Genomic DNA, 20,783 nt, shown 5'->3' with positions numbered 1-20,783 from the left:
GGTTTCCACCCGGGATGATCATGGCGGAAGGGCAACTGTGGCAGTGGAACCGAAAGACTCCCGATACGGTCCCCACCGGGTGCCCATCCCGATGAACGACGACACGACGCAGGCGTCGAGCACCGATGAGACACCGCCGCCCACCGCGGCGGCGCCGCCCACCCTCTCCATGCTCTGGGGAGAGACTCCGATCATCACCACCGAGCTGCCGGCGTCCGGCGGCAACGGCGGCGGGGACAAGAAGACCGAGAAGGCACCCACCCACCCGGCCTTCGTCGTCAACGTCGGCGGTCTCGCCGACAGCATGGACTTCCTGCGGACCTCCTCCGCCGACATGGTGACGCAGTACGAGGCGCTCAAGACGCTCGTCCTCCAGGCCGACGCCGCCCACACGGTCTTCGGTGAGCAGGCGACCTACAAGGACACCATCCCCAGGCCGCGCCCGAACCAGAACATCGACAAGCGCAACCCGCACGAAGCCACCTTCGCCCAGCCCGACCCGGAGCCCCTCATCAAGCCGGACGACGGCGTACGGGGAGCGGCGGAGAAATTCGGCCCGATGATGTACCCCGGCATGAAGAACGTGCTGATGGAGTGCGCCAACGCCATCGAACTGGTCGGCCGGTACATGGTCCTGATGGACCGCACCGGCAGCTACTACGCCCACGCCGACCATCAGTCCGCCTTCCCCGAGCCGACCGGTAAGTCGATCACGGACTGATCCCCGGTCCACCGGCCACAACGGGCCGGGTCCCGGCCGTTCCCCCACGGAACGGCCGGGACCCGGCCCGTCGGCGTCCCGCCCCGGGAACGGCCGGACGCCCTGCCCGGGGGCGGGACGGGCGCACCGTACGGCGCCCGTCCCGCCCCCCGCCGTCACCGCGGCCCGGCGACGGAGTGCCAGGTCACGCCGGTACGCAGTTGATCTGGACCGGCCCGGCGACGTCGTGCGCGTACTTGGTCGCCGCCGTGTAGTCGACGCCCGTGTTGAACATCCGCAGCGTCACATGGCCACTGGTGGCCTTGAACGTCCCGGGGGACAGCCACCTGCCGCGGTTGTTGATCTGGTCGATGCCGAACGAGGCGGTCACCTTGCCACCGCTGCGGTCGGAGTCGTAGATCGCGTAGTGGGCCGGGTGGCCGCCGACGTAGAGGGTCTTGGGGTTGTTGGGGATGTAGACGGAGAGCCGGCAGACGGCGGCGCCCTTGATCTTGGCCGTGTAGTTGAACTTCCACAGCACGTACTGCGCCGGGTCGTACTGCGTCGCCGAGCCGGACATCGGCACGGAGACGTAGCGGCCGTTGCAGCCGGAGCCGGTGTAGCCACCGGTGCCGGACTTGACCCAGCCCTCCCGCTTCTTGTTGAAGTTGGCGTCCTTCAGCCAGACCCCCGCGGTGGGGGTGGACGGGCAGCCGTAGCCGGTCAGCGCGGTGAACGCCGGTGTGGCGCTCCGGGTGCCGAACGTGCCCTGACCGCCCTTGGCGGAGGCGGACGCCCTCGGGCTCGGCGGCGTGTGCGAGGAGCCCGTGATGGGCGCTCCGGGTATGTTCTGCCGCCCGTCGAGGGGGAAGTCCTGGTTGCCCGCGCCGCCGGTGCCGCCGAGATTTCCGGTGCCGCCGAAGCCGCCGCCGGTACTGCCGGTGCTCCCGGTGCCGCCGGTGCTCCCGGTGCGGGACTCCTTGCCGTCCTGATGGTGGTCGGCCTTGGCGGTGGCGCCGGCGGGCGCGACCTTGCCGGCCTGGGCCTTCTTCTCGCCCGAGCTGCTGAGCGCGCCGATGGCGAGGGCACCCAGCCCCAGTGCCGCGACGACCGCGATGCCGATCGCCAGCAGCCGCTTGCCGGGCTTGCCCTGCTCGCCTTCGGGGCGGACACCGCCCACGAACGCGGAGACGAAGCCGTGCCGGTCCTCCTCCGGCAGGCGCCCCGACGCCCCGGCAGCGGGCTGCGGGGACTTTTCCTGGTCAGCCACGTACGTACTCTCCAATTGTCTTGCCGTAAGGGACAGCGGCAGAATACCGCTCACCGGCAATCGGAAAAGTCCCCCGGAGGAAATCGAATCGCCCTGAGCGGGTTTGCCGTCCCGGGGTGAGTGAGGGCGATTGTGCGGGGCTCGGCGGACCATTGTGCGACCGTGGGACGGAGGCTCGCGGGGCGCCGATGTCCCCCGTCGCGTTCGCTATGCGGAACGTCTGTTCGGGACTTTCCGTGCCGGCCTGAGTTCTTGTGTTCCGTTTCGTCTCACCGTGATTTTCGGAAACGATCGATCGGTGCGGTACGTTGGGTCTCACCGCATCGGTCCTCCGCTAGTCTTCCGTCCGGGGGATCGGGGAACGACGCGTTGATCTGACGACAGGAATACGCATGTCCACTTGTGCGCGCATTGTCATTGTCGAGCGCCAGAATCTCGTCCGGTACGGTCTGGAAAGGGCGCTTTCCCGGGCTCCGTGGGTCGAGGTGATGGCCACGGTGGAGCGCGTGCAGGACTTCCCGTTCGCCCCGGGCGACGGCGCCCCCGACGCCATCCTCTACAGCCCGCCCGCGTACGACCACGGCATGGGGGCGGAGTCCCCGGCGCAGATCCTGGACCGCCTCGTCGCCTGCGCCCCGGTGCTCCTGGTGTCGGGCTTCATCCAGCCCTACCGCCTGCTGGGCGCCGTCCGCGCCGGGGTGCTGGGCTGCGTCACCGACGAGGTGGACGACGAGGAGCTGCTGCGCGCCGTCGACACCGTCGTCACCGGCGGCTTCCACCTCTCCGCCACGCTCGTGCCGCGGCTGCGCAGTGAGCTGGAGCAGCCCGGCGGCATCGAGCCGCGCTCGCTCGCCCGCCGCGAACTGGAGGCGCTCCGGCTGCTCGCCCAAGGGCTGACGCACGGTCAGATAGGGCGCCGGATGGGCCTGTCCGAGGCCACGGTCAGTACGTACATCAAGCGCGTCCGGGCCAAGCTCAACGTCGGCAACAAGGCCGACCTCACCCGTACCGCCATCGAGCTGGGCCTGCTGCGCGATCCGCACCCGCGGGTCGGCGCGGGCGGAATGGCGCCGCTGGCCACCCCGGGCCAGGGCCGTGCCCGTTCCGCACTGCTCGAACGGAACTGACCGCCCGGGACGCGGGTGGCCCCACCACACGGCCCGGCCGCCCGGCGGGGCCACCCGCGCCCCGGTGCGATGACAGTTCGGCCCCCGCCCGCCATGCCGACGTGCGGGCGATCCGGACAGCACCCCGGCCGGAGAGCCCGCCGACGCTCCGGCCGGACGGGCACGTCCGCCGTACCCCTCACCCGGCGTCCGCCCGCGCCGTCCGCCCGCGCGACGCGTCCCGGACGCCGGCGCCGGGGGCCGTGGGCCGGTCGCGTTTCCGTTCGCACATCCGGGGGCGGCAGGACGGGCCGCGTCGCGCCGTGGACCGGTCCGTACGCACCGGTCCACGGTCCCCGGCCCGAGTGCACCGGTTCCGTCACAGAGTTCCTGACCCGGGTGTCAGGACCGCGTCAGGGCTGGGTAGCGTGGCGCGGGTGAGCGAGAAGACCCTGCAGCACCGCATCGACGGCCCCGCCGACGCCCCTGTCCTCGTCCTGGGCGCCTCGCTCGGGACGACGTGGCACATGTGGGATCGGCAGATCCCCGAGCTGACCCGCCACTGGCGGGTCATCCGCTTCGACCTGCCCGGCCACGGCGGCTCGCCCGCCTACCCCGCCTCCTCGGTCGCCGAACTGGCCGACCGGGTCGCCGCCACCCTCGACGCGCTCGGCGTGGACCGCTTCGGCTACGGCGGCTGCGCCCTGGGCGGCGCCATCGGCACCCAGCTCGCGCTCACCCGCCCGCAGCGCGTCACCTCGCTCGCGCTGGTCTCCTCCTCGCCGCGCTACGGCACCGCCGACTCCTGGCGGCAGCGCGGTGTGGTCATCCGGACCAACGGCCTCGACCCGATCGCCCGGACCGCGCCCGAGCGCTGGTTCACCCCGGGGTTCGCCGCCGCCCAGCCCGCCATCGTCGAATGGGCCGTGCAGATGGTGCGGACCACCGACCCGGGCTGCTACATCGCCGCCTGTGAGGCGCTGGCCTCGTACGACGTCAGATCGTCGCTGGGCAGAGTGGGTGTGCCGACCCTCGTCGTCGCCGGTTCCGAGGACCAGGCCACCCCGACCACCGACGCCCGCAGCCTGGTCGCCGGGATCCCCGACGCGAGCCTGGCGCTGGTGCCCGGCACCTCCCACCTCGCCCCCGTCGAGCAGCCCGCGGCCGTCACCGAACTCCTCATCCGGCACTTCACCACCGCCTGGCACGACAAGCCGTCCGCGGGCGGGCAGGCCGCGATCGGCGCGGCGACGCCCAAACCGCAGCTCGCCGCCGCCGCGCAGGCGGCGCCCGCCGCCATCGAGGCGGGGCTCGCCCAGCCGGAGGCGGTCCGCGGCAGCGCCTACGAGCGCGGGGCCAAGATCCGCCGCGAGGTGCTGGGGGACGCCCACGTCGACGCGGTCGAGGAGGCCACCGACGCGTTCTCCGGCGAGTTCCAGGACCTGGTGACCCGCTACGAGTGGGGCGAGAGCTGGACCCGGCCGGGCCTGGACCGGCGCACCCGCAGCATCATCACGCTGACCGCGCTGGTCGCCGGGGGCCACCACGGCGACCTCGCCGCGCACACCCGCGCCGCGCTCCGCAACGGCCTGACGCCCACCGAGATCAAGGACATCCTGCTGCACACCGCCGTCTACTGCGGCATCCCCGCGGCGAACGCCGCGTTCACCGTCGCCCAGCGGGTGATCCGCGAGGAGACCACCCCGGAGGACTGAGCCGCGCGCGGGCCCGGGGTGACGGCGCGTACCCGGCGCGGGGACGGCAGGATGGCAGGTATGGAACTGACGAAGAAGACCCATGCCTGTGTCCGCCTGGAGAAGGACGGCCGCACGCTCGTCATCGACCCCGGACTGTTCAGCGAGGCGGACGCCGCCGTCGGCGCCGACGCCCTCCTGGTGACCCATGAGCACATGGACCACTTCGACGAGGGCCGCCTGCGCGCCGGGATGGAGGCCAATCCGGCCGCTGAGATCTGGACCCTGGCCGCCGTCGCCGAGCAGTTGTCGGCGGCGTTCCCGGGCCGGGTGCACACCGTCGGCGAGGGCGACACCTTCACGGCCGCCGGATTCGACATCGAGGTCCACGGCCAGTTGCACGCCGTCATCCACCCCGACATCCCCCGTATCACCAATGTCGGGTTCCTCATCGACGGCGGCGCGGTCTTCCACCCGGGTGACGCGCTCACCGTCCCCGAGGGCCGCACCGTGGAGACGCTGCTGCTGCCCGTCCACGCGCCGTGGAACAAGGTCTCCGAGGTCATCGACTACGTCCGCGCGGTCGCCCCGGCCCGCTCCCTCGACATCCACGACAGTCTGCTCCAGGATCACGCGCGCCCGGTCTACGACGGCATGATCGAGAACCTCGGCGGTGCCGGACACGCCCGCCTCACCCCGGGGGCGAGCACCACCGTCGGCTGACGGCCCGGCCGGTTGTCGGTGGTGCGCGGTAGGTTTGCGGACATGCGCATCGCGACCTGGAACGTCAACTCGATCACCGCCCGCCTCCCGAGGCTGCTGGCCTGGCTGGAGAGCACCGGCACGGACGTGCTGTGCGTCCAGGAGACCAAGTGCTCCCCGGAGCAGTTCCCCGCCGATCAGTTGCGGGAGCTGGGGTACGAGTCCGCGGTCACCGCCACCGGCCGGTGGAACGGCGTGGCCCTGGTCTCCCGGGTGGGCCTGGAAGACGTCGTCTCCGGTCTGCCGGGCGGCCCGGCGTACGACGGCACCGAGGAGCCCCGCGCCGTCTCCGCCACCTGCGGTCCGGTCCGTGTCTGGTCGGTCTACGTGCCCAACGGCCGCGAGGTCGACCACGCGCACTACGCCTACAAGCTCCAGTGGCTGGCGGCGCTGCGGACGGCGGTCGCCGAGGACGCGGCGGGCGGCCGCCCGTTCGCCGTCCTCGGCGATTTCAACGTCGCCCCGACCGATGACGACCTCTGGGACCCGGCGGCGTTCGTCGGCCAGACGCACATCACCCCCGCTGAGCGCGAGGCGCTGGCCGCCCTGCGCTCCACGGGCCTGAGCGATGTGCTGCCCCGTGCCCTCAAGTACGACCGCCCCTTCACCTTCTGGGACTACCGCGCCCTCGGCTTCCCGAAGAACCGCGGTATGCGCATCGACCTCGTCTACGGCAACGCCGCGTTCGCCGCAGCGGTGTCGGACTCCTACGTCGACCGCGAGGAGCGCAAGGGCAAGGGCGCGTCCGACCACGCGCCGGTCGTGGTCGATCTGGACCTCTGAGAGAGAGCCGCCGCCCACCGCGCTGGTGCCGTGGCGGCGTTCAACGGCCGGGCGCGCGGGCCCCGTTGACCGGCGGATACGGGGCCGGTGCGGGCCGGGTGCGGCGGGCCGGGGCGGCGCTCGCCGTGGCCGTGGGCGGCGTCGCCGTGCTGGTGAGCGGCGCCCGGCCGGTACGCGGATGCCGTACGCGCATCGGCTGCTGCCCTCCCCGTGAAGCGTGGATACGAGAGATGCCCGCGCGGTCTGCCACGGCACCGGACCGCCCCGGACTCCCCCTGCTGAAGCGGTCGTTCCGGCGTGAGACGAGGGCCGGGGGATCCGCAGCCCGGACCGGAGCGCCGTGAAAGAGGGGAGAAGGAGAGGGCGCCGGGAGGGCGGGCGGTGGCCGGCGGTTCGCCGCGCGCCTGTGGCCGGGCCCGGCGGGCGGGTGGGACCCTGCACCCCATGAACCTGCATTTTCTGGACAAGTGGCGCAAGGGCTCGGGCGAGCGGCGTACGGCGGCCCCGCTCGCGGAGGCGGTGCGCGAGGAGCCCGGCGCCGTCGCCGAGCTGCTGTCCGAATGCGAGCTGCTGCGTGCCGAGGCCGGCCGGGCGGGCGTCGAACTCGACGACTCCGCCGCGTCGTTGGCCGCCCTCGACCAACTCCAGCCGGTGTGGCGGGACGACCCGGAGGTGCTGCCCTGGCTCGGCAACGACGCGGGCCTCTACCTCGGCACGGTCCTGGTGCGTACGGTGCCCGGCACACGGTGGCGGATCCGGCCGGACGGGCAGCCGGTGGTGGCCCTGGCATCCGGCCGGGAGATCGATGTGGTGGCCGCCGGACACGAATGGGCCGACGACGGGGCGCCGGAACTCTCGCAGCTCTACGCGGAGGTCGCGGAGCGCTGACCGCGGACGGACGCTCCCGGAGCGACCGCGCCCCGACGGCGGACGGGCCCCGGACACGGCCCCGCCGCGCCTTCCGCCACGGCCCCGTCGCGCCCCCGGGCCGTGGCACCCGGGCCCGGTCCGGCACCGTCCCGCCGATTCCACTCTCCTCACCGCCACCGTGCGTGTCAGCGGAAAACTGCCGGATATGTCCCGGTAAGTTGCACACTCTCCGCTGTACGGATGATGAGAGTGAGCAGACTGCATGGCCGGTGAGGCGCTGATCGAACTGCGCGGGGTCAACAAGCACTACGGAAAACTCCATGTCCTCCAGGACATCGACCTCACCGTCGGCCGCGGCGAGGTGGTGGTCGTCATCGGCCCCTCGGGTTCCGGCAAATCCACGCTCTGCCGGACCCTCAACCGCCTGGAGACCATCGAATCGGGCACCATCACCCTGGACGGCACCCCGCTGCCCGAGGAGGGCCGGGCGCTCGCCGGACTCCGCGCCGAAGTCGGCATGGTCTTCCAGTCCTTCAACCTCTTCGCGCACAAGACCGTCCTCGACAACATCACGCTGGCACCGATCAAGGTCCGCAAGCAGAAGAAGGACGAGGCCGCCCGGCGCGCCCGCGAACTCCTCGACCGCGTCGGCCTCGCCGCGCACGCCGACAAATACCCCGCCCAGCTCTCCGGCGGTCAGCAGCAGCGTGTGGCCATCGCCCGCGCCCTGGCGATGGACCCCAAGGTGATGCTGTTCGACGAGCCGACGTCGGCGCTGGACCCGGAGATGATCAACGAGGTCCTGGAGGTCATGCAGCAGCTCGCCCGGGACGGCATGACGATGGTCGTGGTCACCCACGAGATGGGCTTCGCCCGCTCCGCCGCCAACCGCGTGGTCTTCATGGCCGACGGCCGCATCGTCGAGGACCGCGCACCCGAGGACTTCTTCACCGCGCCGCGCAGCGAACGCGCCCGCGACTTCCTCTCCAAGATCCTCAAGCACTGAACGGGGGCGCGAAGATGGAGCTTTCCCACCGGCGGCGCCCGCACCGCACCGCCGTCGCCCTGCTGCTCGCCGTACTCGCCCTCACCGTCGCCGCCTGCGGCCGGGAGGGCAGCCCGCCCGCCAAGGGCCCGAGCGCCGGACAACTGCCGCACTACGCCGTCGCCACCGGCTTCCGGCTGCCCGCATCACCCACCTGGCGACGGGCCGAACGCCGCGGCCACCTCGTCATCGGCGTCAAGGAGGACCAGCCCTACCTGGGCGAACGCGACCCCTCCAGCGGCCGCTACTCCGGCTTCGACATCGAGATCGCCCGGATGATGTCCGCCTCCCTGGGCTTCGACCCGGCCACCATCGCCTTCCGCACCATCTCCTCCGCCAACCGCGAGACCGCGCTCCAGAACGGCCAGATCGACCTCTACGTCGGCACGTACACCATCAACGCGATGCGCAAGAAGCAGGTCGGCTTCGCCGGGCCGTACTACATGGCCGGGCAGGGACTGCTGGTCCGCGCCGACGAGAAGGACATCCACGGCCCCGACGACCTGGCCGGCCGGCGCGTCTGCTCGGCCGCCGGCTCCACGCCCTACCAGCGCATCCAGTCCGAGTACCCCCGGGCGGTCCTCGTCGCGTACGACACCTACTCCATCTGCGTCGACAACCTCCTCACCTTCCAGGTCGACGCGGTCACCACGGACGACGCGATCCTGCTGGGCTACGCGGCGAAGGCGCCCGACGAGCTGAAGGTCGTCGGCCGACCCTTCTCGAAGGAGCCGTACGGCATCGGCGTCCCGCGCCGGGACACCGCGCTGCGGATGGCCCTGAACGACGCGCTCGCCGCCCGGGAGCGGAACGGCGACTGGAAGAAGGCGTTCGAGGCGACCTTGGGCCTGTCCGGCGCGCCGGCGCCGAAGCCGCCGCCGATCGACCGCTACCCGGGCTGAGAAGGAACCGACCGATGAACGTTCTCCTCGACAACTTCTCGCTCTACGGCAAGGGCCTCCTCGGCACCGTCGAACTCACCGTCTACGCCTCGTTGCTGGCGCTCGTCCTCGGCATCGTCATGGCCGGGTTCCGGGTCGCGCCGGTCGCCTCGCTCCGCGTCTTCGGCACGGTGTGGGTCACGGTGCTGCGCAACACCCCGCTGACCTTGCTGTTCTTCGCGGTGGTGCTGGGGCTGCCGCGGTTCGGGCTGGTGCTGCCGTTCCAGCTCTTCGCCGTCCTCGCCCTGGGCTGCTACACCTCGGCGTTCATCTGCGAGGCGGTGCGCGCCGGCATCAACACCGTGCCCAGGGGGCAGGGCGAGGCGGCCCGCAGCCTGGGCATGACCTTCCCGCAGACCCTCGGGGACGTGGTGTTGCCGCAGGCGTTCCGCTCGGTGATCCCGCCGATCGGCTCGACGCTCATCGCGCTCGCCAAGAACTCCGCCATCGCCGGGTCGTTCAGCGTCGTCGAACTGCTCGGCACCTACAAGACCCTCAACGAGCTGGGCTACAGCATCGTCTGGTCGTTCGTCTGGATCGCCGTCGGCTACCTGCTCGTGACCCTGACCATCAGCGCGCTCTTCAACGTGCTGGAGAAGCGCTGGGGAGTCGCCCGATGACCACCGCCCTCTACGACGTCCCCGGGCCGCGCACCCGGCGCCGCCACCGCACCTACGGCATCGCCGCCACCGCCGTCCTGCTCGCCCTGGTCGGCTGGATCCTGTATCTCCTCTTCGACACCGGCCAGTTCACCGCCGCGAAGTGGACGCCCTTCGTCTACAAGGGAATCCAGGAACTGCTGCTCAAGGGCTTGGGCAACACCCTCAAGGCGTTCGTCTACGCGGCGGCGTTGTCGCTGGTCCTCGGCGCGGTGCTGGCGTCCGGGCGGCTCTCCGACCACCGCGCGGTGCGCTGGGTGTCCACCCTCCTGGTGGAGTTCTTCCGCGCCATGCCGGTCCTCGTCATGATCTTCTTCGTGTACGTGGCGCTGAAGGCCGAACCGCTGGTCGCGCTGGTCACGGGCCTGACCCTCTACAACGGTTCGGTGCTCGCCGAGGTCTTCCGTACGGGGGTGAACGCCGTCGAACGCGGCCAGGGCGAGGCGGCGCACGCGCTCGGGATGCGCAAGACGCAGGTCATGACGCACGTCCTGGTCCCGCAGGCGGTCCGGGCGATGCTGCCGACGATCATCAGCCAGCTCGTGGTCGCGCTGAAGGACACCTCGCTGGGCTTCCTCATCACGTACGAGGAGTTCCTGCACGCGGGCAAGCTGATCGCGTCCAACCTCGACTACGACCTGCCGTTCATCCCCGTCGTCATGATCATCTCGCCGATCTACATCGGCCTGTGCATGCTGCTCTCCGCGCTCGCCACCTGGGTCTCCCGGCGGCAGCGCCGCAACCCCAAGGTGGAGGCGGCCGAGGTCGGGCCGACGGAGCCGGGCACGCTGCTGCCCGGCGCCGGACAGCACCCGGCGCCGCCGCGGGAGTGACCGCGACGGCGCCGGGAAACCGCAGGTCAGCGCAGCCGGAGCGGGAGCGCCGTCAGCCGCCAGCTCGAAGGCAGCGGGATGCGCCGCAACTCCTCGGGCGCGACGGCCAGCGCCACGTCCGGATAGTGCGCCAGCAGCTTGGCGAACGCCACCTCGCCCTCCTGGCGGGCCAGCGCCGCGCCGAGGCAGTAGTGCATACCGTGGCCGAAACCGACGTGGTTCTCGGCCTGGCCCGCCGGGTGGCGGGTCAGGTCCAGCCGGTCGGGGTCGTCGTAGTGGCGCGGATCGAAGTTGGCGGAGACCAGCATCAACTGGACCGCGTCCCCCTTGGCGATCCGCACCCCGCCCAGCTCCACGTCCTCGGTGGCGTACCGCAGTTGGGTGCCCTGGACGGGGCCGCACCAGCGCATCAGCTCATGCACCGCGCGGGGCGCCAGATCCGGGTCCTCGCGCAGCAGCCGCAACTGGTCGGGGTGGGTGAGCAGGGCGGCGGTGCCGTTGGTGATGAGGTGGGCGGTGGTCTCGTGGCCGGCCAGGACCAGCGTGAGCACCATGGTGACCATCTCGACGTCGCTGAGCCGGTCGCCGTCCTCGTCGTGCGCCCGGATCAGATCGCTGAGCAGATCGTCGGTGAGCGCCTCGCGGCGCCGCCGGATCAGATCGTGGATGTGCTCGATCATCTGCGGCATCGAGCGGCCCAGCCGCCCCGGCTCCAGCGACGCCAGGTCGGTGCCCCAGGAGCGCCACTGCGGCCGGTCCTCCTCCGGGATGCCGACGAGTTCGCAGATCACGGTGATCGGGAGCGGGTAGGCGAAGTGCTCGACGAGGTCGACGACGCCGTCCTCGGCGTGCTCGGGCAGCCGCCGCAGCAGATCGTCCGCGATCTCCTCCACCCGGGGCCGCAGCGCGTTGATCCGGCGCGCGGTGAAGGCGCGGGAGACCAGGCGGCGCAGCCGGGAGTGGTCCGGCGCGTCCTTGTTGAGGATGGAGTCGGCGAAGTACCGGTTCAGCTCCGGCGGGACGCCGAAGGTGTCCATCGTCCTCGCCATCGGGTCGTCGTCCTCGGCGCTGCCCCGGGCGTGCGCGCGGTTGTTGGCGAACCGCGGGTCCCGCAGCACCTCGCGGACCTCGTCGAAGCGGAGGACGAACCAGATCGGTGAGTCGTCGAGGAACCGGCCGGGGAGCACCGGCCCCTTCTCGCGCAGTGCGCCGTAGCCGCCGAACGGGTCGTACAGCAGGGCGGGTTCCATGACGTTGGGCTCGCCCGGGTGCTTGCCGACGTGGGCGGTGAGCGCTGCGGGCGCCGTGAGCCGGTCAGTGGACGTCTTCGCTGACATCGTGGTCTCCTCCGGTCGGAGTCAGTCGCGCAGCCGGCGGCGCATTTCCTCGGCGCTGAGCTGGGCGATGCGTTCGTACAGCGCGGTGACCGCGGGTGCGGCCAGGGCGGCGGCCGACCGGACGCCGGGCAGGTCGCCCGGGTCGGCGGCGGAGCCGGCGGGGGTCTCCAGTGCGGCTCGCAGGGTGCGGGCGAGCAGGTCGGCGCGGCTCCCGGTGGTCTCCGGGACGCGCCCGTCGAGCAGCACCTCGGTGGTGAAGAAACCGCTGAGGACCGCCGTGAACGTGTGGAGCTGGTCGGTGGTGGCGAGATCGTCGCGGACCAGACCGTGGGTGCGCAGGATCTCCAGATGATCGAGGAGGGCCCGGTTGGTGTGGGCGGTCAGCTCGGCGAGTTCGGTGGCGGCGATGTCGTTGAGACGGCCCAGGACATTGGTGTCGTCGGTGTGCAGGGCGCGCAGGACCGGGCTGGTCAGGAAGTCGCGGAAGTAGCCGCGCGCCATCCGGCTCGGCAGCACCTCCAGCGGGCACTCCCGCTGCCGCTCCAACTGCCGCTGGAGCGCGGCGTTCTTGCTGTCCAGGAGGACCGCGAGCAGCAGTGCGTCCTTGGTCTTCCAGTGCAGGTAGACGGTGCCTTTGCCGACGCCGGCGCGGCGGGCGATCTCGTCGGTTGTCACCCGCCGGTAGCCCCAGGCCACCAGGAGTTCCCCCGCCGCCCGGAGGATCCGCTCCCCGCGCCCCGACTGTTCCATCACTGCCTCCGTCCCGAGCCGTGACCAGATTTCCATTCTGGTCACGGCGTCAAAAGTACGGCGGCCTTCTCCGTCCGGACAGTCAACTTCCGGCCATGCCTGACTTGTTGGACGCGCGAGGGCGTTGTCAGTGGGCGCTTGTAACGTTCTGTAGTGACGCGCCGCCGGGGCGTGGTCGGGCGCTGCGGGGGGAGCGGAGCGATGGGCGGATCAGTCGCGGACGGGTACCGAGAGGGACGACGGGTCGGAGTCCGGCGAGGAGAGGGTGAGCTTCGCACCGCGCGGATTGTGCGCGATGTAGAGCGGATCGGCGGTGTCCACGACCACCGCGAGCCGGTGCCCGGCGGGCACGTCGTACGCGGTGGAGACGAGGTCCAGATCCACGCCGAAGGAGACGCCGGGCGCCTTGCCGTGGAAGGTGTACGGCGCGTGCGTGACGAGCCGGCCGATGCCGAGCGCGTCGACGTCGTAGAGGTAGGCGACGGCGGTGCCGCTCTCCGCGGTGCCGGTCAGTGTGGTGTGCAGGGTCGCGGTGCCGCGGATGTGCTGGGTGGTGCGGTAGGGCGCGGACTGCCAGACGGCGGCGAGCGAGCGGGGCAGCAGCGGGATCGAGGCGGTGGGCGGCAGGCGGAGGAACTGATCCAGCATGCTGGAGAGGAAGATCAGCCCGCCGTCGGCGCCGGAGTCGATGCCGGTACGGAGCGTGCGGGTGCCGTCGAGCGCGATCCGCCGCTGCCCCGAGGACACCTCCCGCCAACTGCGGTAGCCCTCGTAGGAGCCCGTCGAGCGGGACTTGAGCTGCACCGGTGCCGCGCGGTCGACGCCGTTGTCCGCGTCCTTGAGGTAGTGGTCGAACCACGACCGGGCGTGCGACCAGGTGTCGTTGGGCAGCCCGAAGAGTCCGAGCCCCTCGGCCGTGGCGTGGTCGCCGGGGCGGAACTCCAGTCGCTTGGGCCCCTTCAGCTTCTCGAAGAAGTCGGCGTACTGATTCGGCGGGAAGAGCGAGTCGCCCCAGGCGTTACCGAGCATGATCGCGGCGCCGTTGGCGTTGATCCGGTCGAGGTAGGTCGCGGGGGAGCGCTTCTTCCCCCAGGCGATCATGTCCTTCTCCTTGGCGAGGTTCGAGCCGAGGAAGTCCGCGAGGACGGTACGGAGTTCCGGCCCGGGCCGTCCGGTCAGCGCGCCGCTGGCGCCGAGCATCGCCGCCGCCTGGAGGTGCTGGGTGCGACCGCTGTAGATGGAGTCGATGAGGTCGCCCCAGCCGCTGAGCGCCGTGACCGCGCGGACCCGCTTGTCGTGCGCCGCGGTCAGCAGGCTGATGCCCGCGCCGTAGGAGACCCCGCCCATCCCGACCTTCGCCGGGTCGGCGGGGGTGTGCGCGAGCGCCCAGTCGATCACCTTGGAGGCGTCCGCGATGTCGCGCGGCCCCGCCGTCTCGATCTCCCCGCCCGACTGCCAGAATCCGCGCACGTTGTAGCCGATGACGACATAGCCCGACGCGGCCAGTTTTTGCGCCTGCGCCAGATACTCGACCTGCGGCATCGCCCAGCTCGTCGGCAGCACCACGAGCGGATACCGCCGGGAGCCGTCCGCGTCCGCGGGCAGGGCGACGTTGGCCTTCAGTGTGACGCCGCCGTCGCCGGTGATGTCGGTGAACCGCACGGCGGGCGCCGCGGCGCGGCTCTGTCCGGTGGTGACCGCCCCCGCCGCCGGTGCCGCGGTGAGCGTCGTGGTGGCGAGCGCCGCGGCGCAGACGGCGGCGGTCGCGGCGCGCAGGGCCGTGCGGGAGGACGTCATCTTCTGCTCCAGACCATGAGGTGCCGCCGGACGTGCCCCGCCCGGCGGGGCCCGGCCACCTCCGAAGCGGAGGAGCGGGCGGCCCCGGGCGCCCGCCGAAAGACGCGGCACCCGACGTACGAGGTGGTCAGGAGGGTACGACGCGGGAATTACCGGTGGTAACCCGTGAGTAGGTTACGTGTGGGTAACGCCCGGAGGGGATGCGAGCGAGGGCGGCGCTGTTCGCCGGGTCCGACAGCCAACATGCCGGGCCCCTTCGGGGGTTGCCGGGAGGGCAAGCGGGAGTGGGAATGGGGGCGGTGACGAGGGCGAGGTGGCCGGCGGGGCTGCGCGTGGCTCGGGCGAGGGGCGGTCGCGGGTGCCCCGGGTCGGGGGAGGGAGGCGCACGGTCTCAGGTCGGGGTCGCCCCCGGGTCGGGGGAGGGGCAGCCGCACGGTCTCAGGTCGGGGTCGCCCCCGAGTTGGGACAGCCCCGGCTCAGGGGCGCCCCGGGCCGAGGGGGAGAGGTGCACGGTCTCAGGTCAGGGCCGCCCTGGGTCGGGACGGCCCTGGCCCAGGCTGCCCCCTGGTCGGGACGGCCCCCGACTCAGGGCCGCCGCCCCGGGCAACGCTCCAAGTCGGCCTGTTTCGGAGCAAGTTCTCCCCTCCGGGGTCAACCCCGTCCGTTCACAGCCCCACGTCCGGTCCGAAGACCTCGTAGTGCAGGTCTGCCGGGCGTACCCCCGCGGCCAGCAGTTGTGCGCGGGCCGCCTTCATGAACGGCACCGGGCCGCACAGGTAGGCGATCGTGCCGGGCGGGATCTCCAGTACGCCGAGGTCCATCAGTCCCTGTCGGACGGTCGGCTCCTGCCGGGCGCCGGAGGGGGCCGCCCCGCCGAACCCTGTGGTGTCCGAGTCGAGCGGCTCGGGGCCGCCCGCATCGGCGTCGGCCGCCCCGGCGCTGACCGGCCCGGCGCTGACCGGCCCGGTGGCGCCGGCCCCGGCGTCCGCCGTGGTGTCCGCCCCGGCGGCGGCCTCCGGGTGCTCGTACCAGACCTCCGCCGTGGCGTTCGGGAGTTTGCCGATGAGGTGGCGGAGGTCGTCGCGGAAGGCGTGGGTGGTGGGGGTGCGGTCGGCGTGGGCGGCGATGACGCGGCGGGAGGAGGCGGTGGCGGCCAGGTGGGAGAGCATGCCGATGGCGGGGGTGCAGCCGATGCCGGCGGTCGCGAAGAGCAGTGGGGCGTCGCTCTCGTCGAGGGTCACCTCGCCGAAGGGCGCGCTCAGCCGCAGCGTGTCGCCTTCGTGGAGGTGGTCGTGCAGATGGCCGGAGACTTCGCCCGCGGGGTGCGCGGCGGCGTCCGTTCCGGCGGGTACCCGTTTCACGGAGAACTGGAGCGCGCCGTCCTGCTGTCCGGAGAGGCTGTACTGGCGTATCTGGCGGGCGCCGTCGGCCAGTTCGACCTGGACGGAGACGTACTGCCCGGGGCGGGACGGCGGTACGGGCCGGCCGTCGGCGGGCCGGACGGAGAACGTCGCGACGTCGTTGGTCTCCGCCACCCGCCCGGCGACCCGGTAGGTGCGCCAGGTGTCGCCGTCCGGCGCGCCGGACGCCGCGTACAGGCGCCGTTCGGCGGCGATCAGGCCGTTCGCCATCAGCCAGTACACCTCGTCCCATGCGGCGGCGACCTCATCGGTGACCACGTCGCCCAACACCTCCGCCAGGACGGCGAAGAGGTGGGTGCGGACGATCGGGTACTGGTCCTCGCGGACGCCGAGGGAGGCGTGCTTGTGCGCGATCCGGCCGAGGAGGGCGTCCGGCCGCTCGCCGGGATGGTCCAAGAGATACGTGGCGAACGCCGCGATGGATCCGGCGAGTGCCTCGCGCTGCGCGCCGTCGGCCTGGTGGGCGCGGTTGAACAGATCGCGCTGCAGCTCCGGGTGGGCGGCGAACAGCTTCTCGTAGAAGAGCGGGGTGACCTCGCCGAGGGAAGCGGCCACGGCGGGCAGGGTGGTACGTACGGTCTCGGCCGATTTCGGCGACAACATGGCGGACTCCTGCGGTTCGGGAGGGGAGGGAGGGGGATGGGGTACCTCGGCACCGTCAAATAGGCATGTGAGATGCGTATTTTTGGGCGACGGGAGGGGTGGGGGCGCGCCGTGGCGGTGGAGGGGCGGGGTGTGTGCGGGGGGCCGGGTGGTGGCTCCGGGGCCGGGGCGGCCGGTCGGCCCGCTCCGGTGGTTCCGGTCCCTCGCGGCCGGTCGTGCGAGGTCAGCCGGGTGGCCGGGGGGAGAGGCCGAGGAGCAGGGGGCCGGTCGGGGCCTCGATCAGGTCGTTGACCGAGAGGGGGTCGAGGGAGGCGTAGAACGCTTCCTGGGCGGTGCGCAGGGCGGCGCGCAGCCGGCAGCCGGCGCGCAGTGGGCAGCCCGTACCGTCCTCGCAGCCGACGACGTCATGGACGCCCTCCAGCTCCCGGACCAGGTGTCCGAGGGAGGCCGTGCGTCCCGCGTCGGTCAGCGTCAGGCCGCCGCCCCGGCCGCGTCGCGCCTCGACCGCGCCGAGGCGCTGGAGTTTGCTGACCACCTTGGCCGCGTGGGTGTAGGGGACGTCGACCGCGGCGGCCACCTCGCGGGTGGTCGGGGCGTCGCCGCCGTCCTCGATGACCGCCAGTCGCATGGCGATCCGCAGGGCGATGTCGGTGCTTTTGGTGAGGCGCACGGCCTCACCGTACATAAATGGCATCTCCGATACCAATTTCGAGAAGTGTGGCCGCGACGGAAGGTATGGCTCGATCCCGGCGGGCCGTGCGGCGCTGCTTTGACGCGCTGAACAGGGCCTCCTTACCGTCGATCATGAGTCGGTCGGTGGGGTGCGGACCGCGGCGGGGGGATGCGCGTGACGCGGTTCACGGTGCTGCCCGACGCGACGGCGAGCCACGGCGACCGGCGGTTGTCACGGCCACCGTCAAGAGAATGAGGACCCCATGCGTGTTCTGTGCACCTCGATAGGCTCGCCGTCCCACGGCCGGGCCATGCTTCCGCTGGCCCGCGCGCTGGCCGGGGCCGGGCACGCGGTCACCGTGACCGCCACCCCCGAGACGGCGCCCGTCTTCCGCGCCGACGCGGTCACCCTGGACCCCTGCCTGCCGCGGATGACCCCGCCCCCGCCGCCCGCCGACGGGGCCGAGGCCGATGCGGAGACCGCGGCCCGCGACCACCTGGCGCGGATGCTCGACCAGTTGACCGGCGCCCACGCCCGCGCGATGTACGAGGTGCTGGCGGAGCGGGCGGCCGCGATCCGCCCCGATGTGATCCTCCGGGACGGGATGGACATGGCCGGTGTGCTGCTCGCCGAGAAGCTCGGCATCCCGCAGCTCCCGATCCCGTCCGGGCTGGTCAACATGGTCGATCCGGCGGAGCTGCTGCCCAACCTCAATGCGATGCGCCGGGAGCTGGGCCTGCCCGAGCGGGAGGACGCCGGGTCGCTCTACCCGTACGGCAGGTTCGACTACCTGCCGCAGGAGTACACGTTCGGCCGGTTCCCCGCGCAGGTGCGGGCCTACCGGCAGACCACGCTGGTGGACCGTACGGACGGGCTGCCGGAGTGGGTCGCCGGACTCCCCGCGGACCGGCCGCTGGTGTTCGCGGCGTGCGGCACCGCGCTGCCCATGATCCTCACGATGATGGAGAGCGGCATTCCGCTGCCGGTCGGGATGACGCACCCGGCGGAGATGCTGCGGGCGACCGTCGAGGCGCTGTCGCAACTGGAGTGTTCGGCGATCGTGGCGACCGGCGGCGTTCCGCTCGACGGCGTCGAGCCCGCCCCGCACGTCCGGCTCGTCGACCGTCTCGCCCAGCCGCTGCTGCTGGAGTGTGCCGACCTCTTCATCACCCACGGCGGCTACAACAGCGTTCGCGAGGCGGTGCGTACGGGGACGCCGATGGCGGTGCTGCCGAACTTCGGCGACCAGACGCAGAACGCCGAACGCGTCGCCGAACTGGGCCTGGGCCGGCACGTCACCGAGGTCACGCCGGACGCCGTCGCCGCCGCCTGCCGCGAGCTGCTGGCGGACCGCGACGTCGCCACCCGGGTCCGCCGGGCGCAGCGCGCGGCACTCGCCCTGCCGGAGGTCGGCCAGGCAGCCGCGGACCTGGAGAAGCTGGTGCAGCAGCCGCGCTGAACGGAGCGTGCCGCCGGGCCCGTTGCCGTGCGCGGGTCCGGCGGTGGCCCTACCGGTTGCCCTCCCCCATGGGGGCTTCCCCGCTCTCTCCGGAGGGGCGAAGGGGCAGGTCGGGGCGTGTGCCGGAGCGGCCGTGCCCTTGCCGTTCCTCCTCGTCGGCACCTCCGTGCGTTCACCTCGGGGCGGAAGTGATCCTTTACGATCGCTGACGGTCAACCCCCGTGCGTCCGGCGGGGGAAACGGCGAGGTGGAGCGTGTCCATGCAGCGGTCCGGTCAGCTTTCCCGGTGGCGGTACGGGGGCCTTGCCCGGCTGTCGTCCCGTCGCGGCGCGGTCGCGGGGGGTGTCCGGTGAGCCGCGCGGTGCTGGTGACCGGTGCCTCGCGTGGTATCGGGCGGGCGGTCGCCGAGCGGTTCGCCGCCCAGGGTGACCGGGTCGCGCTGCACTACGCCTCGCGGGAGGCGGCGGCCCGGGAGGCGCTCGGCGCGCTGCACGGCAGCGGACATGTGCTGGTCCGGGGCGACCTCGCCACGCCGGAGGGCGCCGCGGCGGTGGTCGCCGCCGCCGTCGACGGGCTCGGCGGCGTGGACGTCCTGGTCAACAACGCGGCGGTGAACCGCCCGCACCCGGCGGCCACCACCCCGTTCGACGAGTGGCGGGATGCCTGGCGGGAGATCGTGGACGTGAATCTGCTCGGCGCCGCGCACGTCAGCCACTGCGCCGCGCGGAACATGATCGACCGGGCGGTGTCCGGCCGCATCGTCAACATCGGCTCCCGCGGCGCCTACCGGGGTGAGCCCGATCACCCGGCGTACGGCGCCTCCAAGGCCGCACTGCACGCCCTCGGGCAGTCGCTCGCCGTCCATCTGGCGCCGTACGGCATCGCGGTCGCCTCGGTCGCGCCGGGCTTCGTCGCCACCGAACGGGTCGCCGACCGGCTCACCGAGGACGTACGGAACCAGAGCCCCTTCGGGCGGGTCGCCGAGCCCGCGGAGATCGCCGCGGCGGTCCTCCATCTCGCCTCGCCGGAGGCCGTCTGGAGTTCGGGCACGGTGCTGGACGTGAACGGGGCGTCGTATCTGCGGTGAGGCGCGCTTCCGGCGCCGGGGGTGAGCCGCCGGGCGTGGCCTGCGGCGGGCTTCGCGGGGGAGGGGAAGCCCCGGCCGGACGGGGGAATCCGGCCGGGGCGGCCGGTTACGCGTGGCGCCCGGCTCACGGGGTCGTCGGCCGGAGCTTCCGGGCGGCCGGGGGGACGGCGGCCCGGGCGGCACTGCGACACCCGCTTCCAATTGAACGATAAACCACTGGGGTGGGTGTATCCGTCCGAAGAGGGCTTCGCGGACCGTGGCACGTGTCACGGTGCGGCCCGGAGCCCGGGGCCGGTGCGTCTCAGGGCGCGGCCGGTGCGTCGATCCGGTCGAAGAGGGGCGCGGCGCCGGTCAGCCGGAGCAGCCGGAGGAGGCACGGGGCGGCGAGCGTGAGCGTGACGCCGCCGCCTCGGCCGCGCAGCGTACGGGCGGTGCGGGTCAGCGGGGCGAGGCCGGTGGTGTCCATGAAGGTCACCCGGCGCAGATCGACATGGAGCCGGTCGTGGTGCGCGGCGGCCGCGGCGAGCCGTACGGCTGCGCCGGGTGCGGTGAGGACGTCCAGCTCACCGTCGAGGGCGACGACGGCCTCGCCCGCGGCGGTCACGGGAGCGGTGGTCACGGGGGTGGCGGTCATGAGGACTCCTTCCGTGCCTCGGTGCGCGGAGCCCCGGGTGTCCGCGGGGCGACGTTTCACAGCGTAGGGCGGAGACGCGGGGTGAAAGGGGCGAGCAGGGAAAAGAGGGGTGAACTCGGGGCATAGGTCATGGCGGCGGCGGGGCGAGTGGCCGGGGCGGAAGGCCCGGGGCGTGCGCGCGCCGGGACCTTCGGGCCGTCCGGGCGGGGCGGAGGGCCGTCGGTGCCGGGGTGGGCGAGCCGGTCGAAGTGACGCCGGGCATCGGCGGGGAGGGCGGGGGCCGGCGCCGGGGCGCGGGTCGGGGTGGGAATGCGCTGATCAACGGCTATCGGGCGCCGGTCGTTGAGGTGCGCTTCATG

Annotated in this window: 19 protein-coding genes; 12 read left to right on the top strand and 7 right to left on the bottom strand. The window is 72.6% G+C overall.

Translation table 11 applies throughout. From position 1 onward, the window contains the following. Positions 1-79 precede the first annotated feature (79 nt). A complete protein-coding gene (locus ACGH2B_RS03550; protein ID WP_399083910.1) occupies positions 80-721 on the top strand; it encodes a hypothetical protein in 642 nt (213 codons plus the stop codon). 184 nt (positions 722-905) lie between these two features. Here the strand turns inward: ACGH2B_RS03550 and ACGH2B_RS03545 are convergent, their stop codons facing one another. Further along, complete coding sequence (locus ACGH2B_RS03545) at positions 906-1,970, bottom strand: hypothetical protein (protein WP_399083907.1); 1,065 nt, start codon at positions 1,968-1,970, stop codon at positions 906-908. 488 nt (positions 1,971-2,458) lie between these two features. On the opposite strand from ACGH2B_RS03545, the gene ACGH2B_RS03540 reads away from it, so the two are divergent. The 9 genes from ACGH2B_RS03540 (at position 2,459) to ACGH2B_RS03500 (ending at position 10,663) form a co-directional block, all read left to right on the top strand. After that, the gene (locus ACGH2B_RS03540) at positions 2,459-3,097 is read left to right on the top strand and encodes a LuxR C-terminal-related transcriptional regulator (protein ID WP_399083904.1); all 639 of its coding nucleotides are present in this window, start codon (positions 2,459-2,461) and stop codon (positions 3,095-3,097) included. A 416-nt stretch (positions 3,098-3,513) separates the two neighbouring features. After that, positions 3,514-4,791 (top strand): 3-oxoadipate enol-lactonase, encoded by a 1,278-nt coding sequence (gene pcaD, locus ACGH2B_RS03535; RefSeq protein WP_399083901.1) that lies wholly within the window; start codon positions 3,514-3,516, stop codon positions 4,789-4,791. Between the two features lie 60 nt (positions 4,792-4,851). Then, positions 4,852-5,493: an MBL fold metallo-hydrolase gene (locus tag ACGH2B_RS03530; RefSeq protein ID WP_399083898.1), complete on the top strand. Its 642-nt coding sequence runs from the start codon at positions 4,852-4,854 to the stop codon at positions 5,491-5,493. 42 nt (positions 5,494-5,535) lie between these two features. Next, positions 5,536-6,315 carry an exodeoxyribonuclease III gene (locus ACGH2B_RS03525; RefSeq protein WP_399083895.1) on the top strand — a complete coding sequence of 260 codons (780 nt, stop codon included), beginning with the start codon at positions 5,536-5,538 and terminating at the stop codon, positions 6,313-6,315. Between the two features lie 444 nt (positions 6,316-6,759). After that, positions 6,760-7,203, top strand: coding sequence for a DUF6278 family protein (locus ACGH2B_RS03520; RefSeq protein ID WP_399083892.1), 444 nt, complete (start codon positions 6,760-6,762; stop codon positions 7,201-7,203). A gap of 244 nt (positions 7,204-7,447) precedes the next feature. Next, a complete protein-coding gene (locus ACGH2B_RS03515) occupies positions 7,448-8,191 on the top strand; it encodes an amino acid ABC transporter ATP-binding protein (protein WP_399083889.1) in 744 nt (247 codons plus the stop codon). 14 nt (positions 8,192-8,205) lie between these two features. Beyond that, on the top strand, positions 8,206-9,132 hold the full coding sequence (locus tag ACGH2B_RS03510) for a glutamate ABC transporter substrate-binding protein (protein ID WP_399083886.1): 927 nt from the start codon (positions 8,206-8,208) through the stop codon (positions 9,130-9,132). Positions 9,133-9,146: 14 nt separating this feature from the next. After that, positions 9,147-9,791, top strand: a complete 645-nt coding sequence (locus ACGH2B_RS03505) for an amino acid ABC transporter permease (RefSeq protein ID WP_399083884.1) — start codon at positions 9,147-9,149, stop codon at positions 9,789-9,791. Beyond that, entirely contained in the window at positions 9,788-10,663 is an 876-nt protein-coding gene (locus tag ACGH2B_RS03500) for an amino acid ABC transporter permease (protein ID WP_399083881.1), read from the top strand. The genes ACGH2B_RS03505 and ACGH2B_RS03500 overlap by 4 nt, the downstream gene beginning before the upstream one ends. A gap of 26 nt (positions 10,664-10,689) precedes the next feature. On the opposite strand, the gene ACGH2B_RS03495 is transcribed toward ACGH2B_RS03500, so the two are convergent. The 5 genes from ACGH2B_RS03495 to ACGH2B_RS03475 all read right to left on the bottom strand — a co-directional run bounded on the left by ACGH2B_RS03495 (position 10,690) and on the right by ACGH2B_RS03475 (position 17,241). Then, complete coding sequence (locus ACGH2B_RS03495; RefSeq protein WP_399083878.1) at positions 10,690-12,000, bottom strand: cytochrome P450; 1,311 nt, start codon at positions 11,998-12,000, stop codon at positions 10,690-10,692. Between the two features lie 21 nt (positions 12,001-12,021). Further along, positions 12,022-12,786: a TetR/AcrR family transcriptional regulator gene (locus ACGH2B_RS03490; RefSeq protein WP_399096663.1), complete on the bottom strand. Its 765-nt coding sequence runs from the start codon at positions 12,784-12,786 to the stop codon at positions 12,022-12,024. Between the two features lie 174 nt (positions 12,787-12,960). Then, the gene (locus ACGH2B_RS03485) at positions 12,961-14,547 is read right to left on the bottom strand and encodes an alpha/beta fold hydrolase (RefSeq protein WP_399083874.1); all 1,587 of its coding nucleotides are present in this window, start codon (positions 14,545-14,547) and stop codon (positions 12,961-12,963) included. Positions 14,548-15,212: 665 nt separating this feature from the next. After that, positions 15,213-16,571, bottom strand: coding sequence for a globin domain-containing protein (locus ACGH2B_RS03480; RefSeq protein WP_399083871.1), 1,359 nt, complete (start codon positions 16,569-16,571; stop codon positions 15,213-15,215). Between the two features lie 223 nt (positions 16,572-16,794). After that, on the bottom strand, positions 16,795-17,241 hold the full coding sequence (locus ACGH2B_RS03475; RefSeq protein WP_399083868.1) for an RrF2 family transcriptional regulator: 447 nt from the start codon (positions 17,239-17,241) through the stop codon (positions 16,795-16,797). Positions 17,242-17,506: 265 nt separating this feature from the next. Here ACGH2B_RS03475 and ACGH2B_RS03470 point away from each other — a divergent pair, with 265 nt between their 5' ends. Then, positions 17,507-18,703: a glycosyltransferase gene (locus ACGH2B_RS03470; protein WP_399083865.1), complete on the top strand. Its 1,197-nt coding sequence runs from the start codon at positions 17,507-17,509 to the stop codon at positions 18,701-18,703. A gap of 349 nt (positions 18,704-19,052) precedes the next feature. Further along, the gene (locus tag ACGH2B_RS03465; RefSeq protein ID WP_399083862.1) at positions 19,053-19,790 is read left to right on the top strand and encodes an SDR family NAD(P)-dependent oxidoreductase; all 738 of its coding nucleotides are present in this window, start codon (positions 19,053-19,055) and stop codon (positions 19,788-19,790) included. A gap of 301 nt (positions 19,791-20,091) precedes the next feature. On the opposite strand, the gene ACGH2B_RS03460 is transcribed toward ACGH2B_RS03465, so the two are convergent. Further along, entirely contained in the window at positions 20,092-20,424 is a 333-nt protein-coding gene (locus ACGH2B_RS03460) for an STAS domain-containing protein (RefSeq protein WP_399083859.1), read from the bottom strand. Positions 20,425-20,783: the final 359 nt, after the last annotated feature.

This window comes from Streptomyces sp. BBFR2, from assembly GCF_044497305.1.
GTDB lineage: Bacteria > Actinomycetota > Actinomycetes > Streptomycetales > Streptomycetaceae > Streptomyces.
Note: the sequence above shows the minus strand (reverse complement) of the source record. Positions and strands in the feature narration are given on the sequence as shown.

Coding starts and splice junctions, on each gene's coding strand:
- ACGH2B_RS03540 (WP_399083904.1), top strand. CDS start 2,459: ATGGCCACGGTGGAGCGCGTGCAGGACTTCCCGTTCGCCCCGGGCGAC.
- ACGH2B_RS03530 (WP_399083898.1), top strand. CDS start 4,852: ATGGAACTGACGAAGAAGACCCATGCCTGTGTCCGCCTGGAGAAGGAC.
- ACGH2B_RS03525 (WP_399083895.1), top strand. CDS start 5,536: ATGCGCATCGCGACCTGGAACGTCAACTCGATCACCGCCCGCCTCCCG.
- ACGH2B_RS03520 (WP_399083892.1), top strand. CDS start 6,760: ATGAACCTGCATTTTCTGGACAAGTGGCGCAAGGGCTCGGGCGAGCGG.
- ACGH2B_RS03515 (WP_399083889.1), top strand. CDS start 7,448: ATGGCCGGTGAGGCGCTGATCGAACTGCGCGGGGTCAACAAGCACTAC.
- ACGH2B_RS03510 (WP_399083886.1), top strand. CDS start 8,206: ATGGAGCTTTCCCACCGGCGGCGCCCGCACCGCACCGCCGTCGCCCTG.
- ACGH2B_RS03505 (WP_399083884.1), top strand. CDS start 9,147: ATGAACGTTCTCCTCGACAACTTCTCGCTCTACGGCAAGGGCCTCCTC.
- ACGH2B_RS03500 (WP_399083881.1), top strand. CDS start 9,788: ATGACCACCGCCCTCTACGACGTCCCCGGGCCGCGCACCCGGCGCCGC.
- ACGH2B_RS03495 (WP_399083878.1), bottom strand. CDS start 12,000: ATGTCAGCGAAGACGTCCACTGACCGGCTCACGGCGCCCGCAGCGCTC.
- ACGH2B_RS03490 (WP_399096663.1), bottom strand. CDS start 12,786: ATGGAAATCTGGTCACGGCTCGGGACGGAGGCAGTGATGGAACAGTCG.
- ACGH2B_RS03485 (WP_399083874.1), bottom strand. CDS start 14,547: ATGACGTCCTCCCGCACGGCCCTGCGCGCCGCGACCGCCGCCGTCTGC.
- ACGH2B_RS03480 (WP_399083871.1), bottom strand. CDS start 16,571: ATGTTGTCGCCGAAATCGGCCGAGACCGTACGTACCACCCTGCCCGCC.
- ACGH2B_RS03470 (WP_399083865.1), top strand. CDS start 17,507: ATGCGTGTTCTGTGCACCTCGATAGGCTCGCCGTCCCACGGCCGGGCC.
- ACGH2B_RS03460 (WP_399083859.1), bottom strand. CDS start 20,424: ATGACCGCCACCCCCGTGACCACCGCTCCCGTGACCGCCGCGGGCGAG.